Origin of the sequence: Psychrobacter piscatorii (assembly GCF_001444505.1) — a bacterium.
In the GTDB taxonomy this organism is placed as follows: Bacteria; Pseudomonadota; Gammaproteobacteria; order Pseudomonadales; family Moraxellaceae; genus Psychrobacter; species Psychrobacter piscatorii_B.
In genome coordinates this window covers 1-588 of sequence record NZ_LNDJ01000044.1, presented here as the reverse complement: position 1 = coordinate 588, position 588 = coordinate 1, and the positions used below count along the sequence as shown (strand labels likewise).

Annotated in this window: 2 tRNA genes; both read left to right on the top strand. The window is 40.6% G+C overall.

Annotation, left to right across the window (positions count from 1 at the left end):
• The first annotated feature begins 303 nt into the window (after positions 1 to 303).
• Positions 304 to 379, top strand: a tRNA-Val gene (locus AS194_RS02210).
• A gap of 52 nt (positions 380 to 431) precedes the next feature.
• Positions 432 to 508, top strand: a tRNA-Asp gene (locus AS194_RS02205).
• The last annotated feature ends 80 nt before the right edge of the window (positions 509 to 588 follow it).

The window sequence follows — 588 nt, the reverse complement described above, 5'->3', positions numbered from 1 at the left end:
TTTGACAGCCAAGTGTAAATCTATATAATACACACCCACAGCAAGGGGACTTACTTAGATAAGCCCAGCTGATTAAGTTAACATTGAGTGTGACAGCTGATGTTAATGAAGCAATACAGAAACTCTATTTAAAGAATTTCTCTTGTAGTAGAAGTTATACCTTATATTGGGTACTGAGCTTCTAGAATTTACGAAAATGTAAATTGTAAAATTCGGTTCCTATGCATAGTTTTTAGAATTTTCCCTTTAAGGAAAATTCTCTTGCAGAGCTAAAAAAGCAGTGCTTTTTTTATACGCTCTTCAGGGTGATTAGCTCAGTTGGTAGAGCGTCTGCCTTACACGCAGAATGTCGGCGGTTCGAATCCGTCATCACCCACCACTTTTTAGCAAGTGGGCTCTTTAAATAAGAGCAAGAAGCTAAGACGACCTAAGCAGCGGTAGTTCAGTTGGTTAGAATACCGGCCTGTCACGCCGGGGGTCGCGGGTTCGAGTCCCGTCCGCTGCGCCATATTTAAAACGAATTTAAACTCTCGAGTTTAAGCAAGTTTCGCCTCAAACATTAGATTGTTTGAGGTTTTTTTGTGTCTG